The sequence below is a fragment of the Muriicola sp. genome (assembly GCF_049669965.1).
GTDB lineage: Bacteria > Bacteroidota > Bacteroidia > Flavobacteriales > Flavobacteriaceae > Muriicola.
On sequence record NZ_JBATLB010000086.1, the window covers coordinates 1 to 8,385 of the forward strand.

Below are 8,385 nucleotides of genomic sequence, written 5' to 3' on the forward strand. Positions count from 1 at the left end.
ACCCCCCTCAATTTGGCAGAACATAAAATACATGGTGCAATTTCAGTTTGGCTATATGTACGCCCGTTACTTTATGTGGAATTTCGTTGGGAAACAAGATGATCTGCAGGGACGTTACAATGGCAATGGAGAATGGTTGAGTGGTATAGGTTTTATAGACAGTATACGACTGGGGAGCCAGGAAAACCTACCCAGGGATATCCTCGAGAACAAAGGACGTAATACCTATTTTTTCCTGCCGTTACTATTAGGGATCATTGGCCTGGTGTTCCAGATATCAAAAGATCCAAAACAATTCTGGGTGCTTTTTGTGTTTTTTATCTTCACCGGGATCGCCATACAGTTCTATACCAACCCTTATATCTTTCAACCCCGTGAAAGGGATTATTCGCTGGTAGGTTCATTCTACATCTTTGCGCTTTGGATAGGGCTTGGGGTTTATGGCCTCTATGAAGAGTTTAGCAAATTTCTCAAACCTAAGGTTTGGGCACCTGCGATCACCCTGGTCTGTTTATTAGCGGTCCCGGGCGTAATGGCATATCAAAACTGGGATGATCACGACAGATCCGGGCGGTATACGGCTCGCTCGGCTGCAAAGGCCTATTTAGATTCCTGTCAGGAAGAAGCGGGCGCTATGCTATTTACCATTGGAGACAATGACACCTTTCCTTTGTGGTATGTTCAAGAAGTGGAGGGGTATAGAAATGATGTACGGGTTATCTGCACCAGCCTTTTTGCAACAGACTGGTATGTAGATCAAATGAAACGAAAGGCCTATCGCAGTGAACCTATTCCGTCCCAGTTAAGTCATGATCTGTACCGATATGGAAACAGAGATGTGATTTACTATCAGGGCATCACAGACAAACGATGGGATATTAAGGATTTTATGAATTGGATAGCGAGCAATAATCCGCAGACAAAGCTGGGATCGTTGTTAGAGAAACAAGGAGCCGACCTCAGCGGGTACTCAGAAAGTACGTTAGACCTTGTATACTATCCTACCAATAAAATCAGGATTCCTGTAAACAAAAAAAATGTACTGGAATCTGGCCTGGTAAAGGAAAAGGATTCGGCTTTGATCGTAGATTATATTGATATTGATCTACCACAGGCACTTCCAAAAAACCGCATCATGATGCTCGATATCATGGCAAATAACGATTGGAAACGACCAATCTATTTTTCGGGCGGTAGTTTTGACAAGGCAGAATACATATGGATGAAAGACTATCTTCAGTTAGAAGGTCTGACCTATAAACTGGTCCCTATCAAAACACAAAACCGAAGCTCTTATGAAATGGGGCGTATAGACACGGAAGAAATGTACAGGATCGTAAAAGGATGGGATTGGGGAAATTCCGGGAGCCCGGATATTTATCACGATCCTCAGACAAGAACTCAGGGTCTTTCGTTCCGAAGTAATCTGGCCCGTTTGGTAGAGGCATTGATCAACGAAAATAAAATAGACAAGGCCAAAGAGATCATAGACCTTACCATAGAGAATTTACCGGTAGACAAATACGGCTTTTATACCTTTGTGGAACCATTCCTGGATGGGTATTACAAAGTAGGTGAAACTGAAAAAGCCAGAGCACTGTTCGGAGAATTAAAGCTGATCTATCAGGATAGATTAAACTACTATCAGGGAACGCCTTTAGATGAGCAGTACAAGAATCTGGAGGATATAATAGGTGACATGGAAGGATATCGAAGGATCATCGACATTCTTATTGAAAATAACGATCGGGAAATGGCCGAGAAAGAGACAGTTGTTTTTAATGAACATATAGATCAATTCAGCCATTTCTATCAGGATGATATTTTGGAAGAAACTCCGATTGAAGAGAATTTTGATCAGGACCTGCTAGACACACTACCAATATCGGATACTATTATCCCGGATGCCACGGTTATTGAGCAAGAAACAGATCTTGAAAATTAAGCGCCAAAAAGTAGTTTTGGAAAAGGATTATTGCTAGATATATTCGTTAAGGATCCCAATCAGGGTATTTGCGTCTTGCTCGCCACTTTGTCTCCAGACCATCTCCCCTTTTTTATAGATCATCAGGGTGGGCAACCCTTTTACCCGAAGGGCTTGCGAGAGTTCCTTATTCTTGTCCACGTCTATTTTAATGACCTTCCCTTTATCACCAAGGGCAGCTGCCACATCGCGAAGTACAGGATGCATGGCAGTAGACTGTTCATTCCATTCAGCATAGAAATCGAGCAGCACAGGTACATTGAGATCTATTAGTTGTCCGAATTTAGACATAGGTTTTGCGTTGGGTTACGACTCAAATGTAAGAAAAAATGTTAAAATTATACTCAAAGAGTAATTTTTGTAATAACCCCTTAACATTTATCTTAGACAGCCACTTTCTTTTTAAGAGTAATTACGGTAATTTCTGGCCAGATTCCTACTCTCCCAGGATAGCCTAAAAATCCAAACCCTCTGTTTACATTAATCATTTGTCCCATTTCCTCATAGATGCCTGCCCAGTATTTATAACGCCATTTTACGGGACTCCATTTTACCCATCCGGGAATCTCAATACCAAATTGCATTCCATGGGTATGTCCACTTAGGGTTAAATGATAGTGATAGTCATCATGTATCACCACATCTTCCCAGTGAGATGGGTCGTGGCTCAATAGTATTTTAAAATCATCTTTATCAATACCTTTAGACGCCTTTTTAAGATCTCCAGCTTTCTTAAAACCTCCTCTACCCCAATTTTCAACGCCAATAAGGGCTAATTTGTCATCTCCTTTTTGCAAATAGCGGCTTTCGTTTAACATAAGATCAAAACCAATTTCTCTTTGTATATTTTTAAGGTCTTCAAGATTTTGAGATTTTAGCTCCGGCGTTTCCCAGTTCACATAATCACCGTAATCATGATTTCCGAGGATAGAATATTTTCCGTCTTTTGCTTCTAAAGTTGCAAACAATTCTTTCCAGGGTTCCATCTCAAGAGCCTTGTTATTTACCAGATCACCAGTAAATAAAATAGTGTCACTTTGCTGTTCATTAATAAGATTGACCGCATATTCTATTTTTTTCCGGTTGTCAAAGCTACCACTGTGAATATCCGATATCTGAGTGATCTGATATCCGTGAAAGGCCTTAGGAAGGTCATCAAATTCTAGCTCGTATTTCAAAACCCTAAAATCGTACTTCCCTCTATACATGCCATATAAAAGTGCGCTAAATGGAATAGCTGCTATCCCCATAGCTATTAAACTTAAAAAACGCCTTCTTGCAGGAAGGCTGAATTCTCCGGAAGTACCGGATATACTTTGAATAGAAGCGGCGATCAATCTGAAAATATCTTCGGAAAACAAAAAGACGATAGTAATAATCTCAAAGGTGAGCATAGAGATCAAAAAACCAAATGCATAGCTTTTCGGCCTGTTTAGAACACTCCCATCATTATCTCCAAAAGTAAATTGATACACAAAGTTCCCGAGGACCAATAAGGCGAGCGCCATAAAGGCATAATAGACCCAGGGAAAACGGGATGCGGTCTTAATTGCCTGCAGGGAATAGAATCCCAGAATAACGTAAATAGCAACAAAAACGATCCATCTTATCATAGTCCTTTTTTTACAAATATATTTCTTTAGGTTACCCTTAACACTGGATTTTAGAGTTAATTAACGCTTTTAATGACTTTTTTTAAAATGTCCGGATCTGTGACAAGTACCTCATTCTCTGCAATCCCCATGGCTGCATTCATAGGAATCCGCGGTAAAGCAGTAGTATTTAAAATTTTTTTGGTAGCAGACAGATGAATGGCTTTAAAACCTGCTTGCTTAAAGTGTATTGCATTGTTATCCGTAATCCCCGCTCCCGGCATAATGGTACAGGTGTTAGATTTTTTCTCCAATTGTTTTAGCAAAGACAAGCCTTCCATGGCAGATGCAGCCTGCCCGGAGGTCAGTAAAGCATCTACTCCCATTTCCTGTAATTTATCAAAGGTCTCCAGAGGGTTTGCAACCAGATCGAATGCCCTGTGAAATGTAAAAGAACAGTTGCCTGCAGCTTTAAAGAGAGCTTTTGTGCGGTCCCAATCAACTGACCAATCCGGATTTAACACCCCGGAAACGATCCCATCTACTCCCAGGGAAGTACAAATGGCAATGTCTTCCAGCATGGTTTGAAATTCCATATCTGAATAGAAAAAATCGCCACTTCTGGGTCTGATCAGTACGTGCACAGGGATACTCAAAGCCTCTCTCACTTTCTTAATAAGTCCGTAAGAAGCAGTGATACCTCCCGATGGGAGTTCAGAGCAAAGTTCAATTCTATGCGCCCCTGCAAGTTGCGCGTTTAAGGCAGATTCCAGAGAATTTGCACATACTTCTACTATCATAATTACTATCTTTAAAGTTATAAATGTAAACATCCCACAGGTATGGAAAGAAGAAAGTTTTTGAAAAATTCCGGTTTAGGAGGCGCTGCCATCTTAGGCAGTTCGCTTGTAGCCGCTTGTCAGGAAAAAGAGACAGAAGTAGGTTCCCTGGCTGCTAAAGTTGCAGAAGGACCTATCGTAATTGCTACCTGGGACGTTCCAAATGCCACGGCCAAAGCCTATGAAATTCTGGAGCGCAATGGTACGGCACTCGATGCCGTGGAGCAAGGGGTAATGGTTGAGGAAGCCGATGTTACAAACCAATCTGTTGGCAAGGGCGGCAGGCCGGATAGGGATGGCCATGTAACCCTGGACGCCTGCATCATGGATAAAGATAGCAGATGTGGTGCTGTGGTTTACCTTCAAAATATAGTCCATGCTGTTTCCGTGGCGAGAAAGGTGATGGAAGAAACGCCCCATGTAATGCTGGCTGGTGCAGGCGCAAAACAATTTGCCCAGGAGATGGGTTTCCCTGAGGAAGACCTACTCACTGAAAAGTCGAGAGAAGAATGGCTGGAATGGAAGAAAACCTCTCAATATAAGCCTGTAATCAATATAGAAAATCACGATACCATCGGCATGCTTGCCATTGATGCGAACGGAGATATTGCGGGAGCCTGTACCACTAGTGGTATGGCCTATAAAATGGCTGGACGTGTGGGCGACTCCCCTATTATTGGCGCCGGACTTTTTGTAGACAACGAAGTAGGAGGTGCCACGGCCACCGGCATGGGGGAAGAAGTAGTGCGTACCGTGGGAAGTTTTTTAATCGTAGAGCTCATGAGACAAGGAAAATCGCCACAAGAGGCTTGCGAAGAAGGGGTGCGGCGTATCATCGCGAAAAAGAAAAACTACAAGGATATTCAAATTGGCTTTATCGCCATCAATAAGGCTGGAGAAACAGGTGGTTATTGCATTCATCCGGGATTCTCCTACAGACAATACTCCGGGAAAGGGCATTTGAATACCCCGGCAAAGAGTTATATAGATGCCTAATGCTTTAGAATGGTCTAGAATCTTTGTAGTTTTGGAACTGCTCATTATACACTGATATGGCCGATCAAAAACGACTTTTTTTACTGGATGCCTATGCCCTGATCTTTAGAGGGTATTATGCCCTGATCAAGAATCCCAGGATCAATTCAAAGGGAATGGATACCTCCGCGATTATGGGGTTTATGAATTCCTTATTCGATGTTATCCGAAGAGAGAAACCAGACCATTTGGCTGTCTGTTTCGACAAGGATGGCAGTACAGAGCGTACCGAGCTTTATCCGGAATACAAGGCCAACAGGGATGAAACACCCGATGCTATTCGCATAGCGATACCCTATATCCAAAAGATACTTAAGGCTATGCATATCCCCGTTGTAGAAATCTCCGGCCTGGAAGCGGATGATATCATAGGAACTCTGGCAAAACAGGCCGAAAAGGAAGACTACAAGGTATTTATGGTAACCCCGGACAAGGATTTTGGGCAACTTGTCTCTGAAAATATCTTTATGTACCGCCCATCCCGTATGGGGAACGGAATTGAAATATGGGGTATCCCCGAAATTCAAAAACGTTTTGGCGTGGAAAGACCGGAGCAGGTCATAGACTATTTGGGCATGATGGGCGATGCCAGTGACAATATTCCCGGCCTTCCCGGGGTAGGTGAAAAAACAGCCAAGAAATTTCTTGAAGAATTTGGCTCTTTGGAAGCCTTATTAGAAAATACCGACAGGCTGAAAGGTAAAATGAAAGAAAAGGTGGAAGAGAATGCAGAATTGGGCAGACTCTCCAAACAGCTGGCAACTATATGTATTACTTGCGATGTTACATTCGATGCAACTGATTATGAGCTATCACCGCCAGATAGTGAAAAGGTACAGGAGATCTTTGAGGAACTCGAATTCCGCAGACTCCGGGAACAATTCCTAAAGCTCTTTTCTGGTGAAACTGAAGGAACCCCTACAATCGTAAGCAGTCCTGAAACGGCAAAAAAAGAAGTGCTGGCAGCGGGGAGTGGTCAATTTTCCTTGTTTGGCCAGGACGGTTCTGCTCCGGCCACCCTTGAGGTGCACACAGGAAGAAAGACCATTAAAGATGTGCCCCATGTTTACCAGAGCATTCAGGCAGGAATGGCATTAGAACTGTTCCTTAAGAAACTGATGAAGCAGACAGCTGTTTGTTTTGATACGGAGACCACCTCCCTTAATCCTCTTGTGGCAGAATTGGTTGGGATCGCATTTTCATGGGAGGCAGGGAAAGGGTATTATGTACCATTTCCGGATGATAAGGATGAAACACTGGCCTTACTGGAAAAGTTGAGGCCTTTCTTTTCGTCTGTTGATATTGAAAAAATAGGACAGAACCTGAAGTATGATATTAAAGTGCTCCGGAAGTACAATATGGATGTGAAGGGGCCGCTTTTTGATACGATGCTGGCACATTACCTCATCAATCCGGATATGCGTCACAACATGGACGTACTTTCTGAGACCTATTTGAACTACACTCCCGTTTCCATTACAGAACTCATCGGCAAAAAAGGCAAGAACCAAATGAGCATGCGCGATGTGCCTTTAGAGGCGCAAACAGAATATGCGGTAGAAGATGCAGATGTTACCTTTCAATTGGCCAAACATTTTGTAAAAGAATTGGCTGATGCTCATACGATGGAATTGTTTAAGGACATTGAGATCCCCTTGTTAAGGGTCCTGGCAGATATGGAATTGGAAGGAATCAATCTGGATGAAGAGTTTCTAAATAGCTTGTCCGGAGCACTCGATGCTGATATTAAATCGCTCGAAGAGAAGATCTATGACGAAGCCGGCGAATCTTTTAATATAGCTTCTCCCAAGCAGTTAGGAGAAATACTTTTTGATAAATTAAAACTGGTAGCGAAACCCAAAAAGACCAAAACCGGGCAATACTCTACGGCAGAAGATGTATTGTCTTCCCTTGCCAAGGACCATCAGATTATTAAAGACGTTTTGGAGTACCGGGGACTCTCCAAATTAAAAAGCACCTATGTGGATGCCCTCCCTGCTCAGGTAGAAAAAAGTACAGGTAGAGTGCATACAGATTACATGCAAACAGTGGCCGCCACAGGACGTTTAAGCAGCAACAACCCTAACCTGCAAAACATCCCAATTCGGACAGAAAGAGGAAGGCAGGTGCGTAAAGCATTTATCCCCAGAAACAAAGACTACATTTTACTGGCTGCAGATTACTCACAGATCGAATTGCGGATCATAGCAGCTCTTAGTGAGGAAGACACTATGATTGAAGCCTTCAAAAATGGGGAAGATATTCATGCCTCTACTGCATCCAAAGTGTTTAATATTCCATTAAAGGAAGTTACCAGAGAACAAAGGGGTAACGCAAAAACAGTAAATTTTGGGATCATCTATGGGGTTTCGGCCTTTGGGCTAAGCAATCAGACAGATCTTTCTCGGACGGAAGCCAAAGAGCTGATTGATACGTATTACCAGACGTATCCCAAGCTACGTAAATACATGGCAGATCAGGTAGATTTCGCCAGAGAGCATGGATATGTACAAACAGTACTGGGCAGAAGACGCTACTTAAAGGACATAAATGGGAGCAATGCTATTGTACGTGGGGCGGCCGAACGAAACGCCATAAATGCACCTATTCAGGGGAGTGCCGCGGATATCATTAAGATTGCCATGATCGATATTCATCGCAAATTAGAAGAAGGGAATTTCAAGACCAAGATGCTATTGCAGGTACATGATGAATTAGTATTCGATGTGTACAAACCTGAGCTGGAACAGATGAAAAAGATGATCAAAAATGCCATGGAATCTGCCTACACCCTAAAAGTTCCTTTGGATGTTGAGCTGGGACAAGGTGAGAATTGGCTTGAAGCCCATTAATAGACATGTGTTATAACGCATAAAAAAAACCTTCGATGTATCGAATGGTTTTTTTATAAAGCTTATAGCTCTTATCTTTTTGT

The 8,385-nt window shown here is 42.6% G+C and carries 5 protein-coding genes and 1 pseudogene; 3 read left to right on the forward strand and 3 right to left on the reverse strand.

Translation table 11 applies throughout. From position 1 onward, the window contains the following. Positions 1-1,945, forward strand: a pseudogene (locus tag WBM49_RS04855) (hypothetical protein); the annotation flags it as partial. A 33-nt stretch (positions 1,946-1,978) separates the two neighbouring features. Here WBM49_RS04855 and WBM49_RS04860 read toward each other — a convergent pair. From WBM49_RS04860 to WBM49_RS04870, 3 genes are all read right to left on the reverse strand, one after another. Next, the gene (locus WBM49_RS04860) at positions 1,979-2,275 is read right to left on the reverse strand and encodes a thioredoxin family protein (RefSeq protein WP_424370940.1); all 297 of its coding nucleotides are present in this window, start codon (positions 2,273-2,275) and stop codon (positions 1,979-1,981) included. A gap of 92 nt (positions 2,276-2,367) precedes the next feature. Then, positions 2,368-3,597, reverse strand: a complete 1,230-nt coding sequence (locus tag WBM49_RS04865) for a metallophosphoesterase (protein ID WP_424370941.1) — start codon at positions 3,595-3,597, stop codon at positions 2,368-2,370. A 56-nt stretch (positions 3,598-3,653) separates the two neighbouring features. Beyond that, entirely contained in the window at positions 3,654-4,376 is a 723-nt protein-coding gene (locus WBM49_RS04870) for a copper homeostasis protein CutC (protein WP_424370942.1), read from the reverse strand. 42 nt (positions 4,377-4,418) lie between these two features. Here WBM49_RS04870 and WBM49_RS04875 point away from each other — a divergent pair, with 42 nt between their 5' ends. Together WBM49_RS04875 and polA are read left to right on the forward strand one after the other, a co-directional pair. Further along, positions 4,419-5,411: an isoaspartyl peptidase/L-asparaginase family protein gene (locus WBM49_RS04875; RefSeq protein ID WP_424370943.1), complete on the forward strand. Its 993-nt coding sequence runs from the start codon at positions 4,419-4,421 to the stop codon at positions 5,409-5,411. A gap of 56 nt (positions 5,412-5,467) precedes the next feature. Continuing rightward, a complete protein-coding gene (polA, locus tag WBM49_RS04880; RefSeq protein ID WP_424370944.1) occupies positions 5,468-8,302 on the forward strand; it encodes a DNA polymerase I in 2,835 nt (944 codons plus the stop codon). The last annotated feature ends 83 nt before the right edge of the window (positions 8,303-8,385 follow it).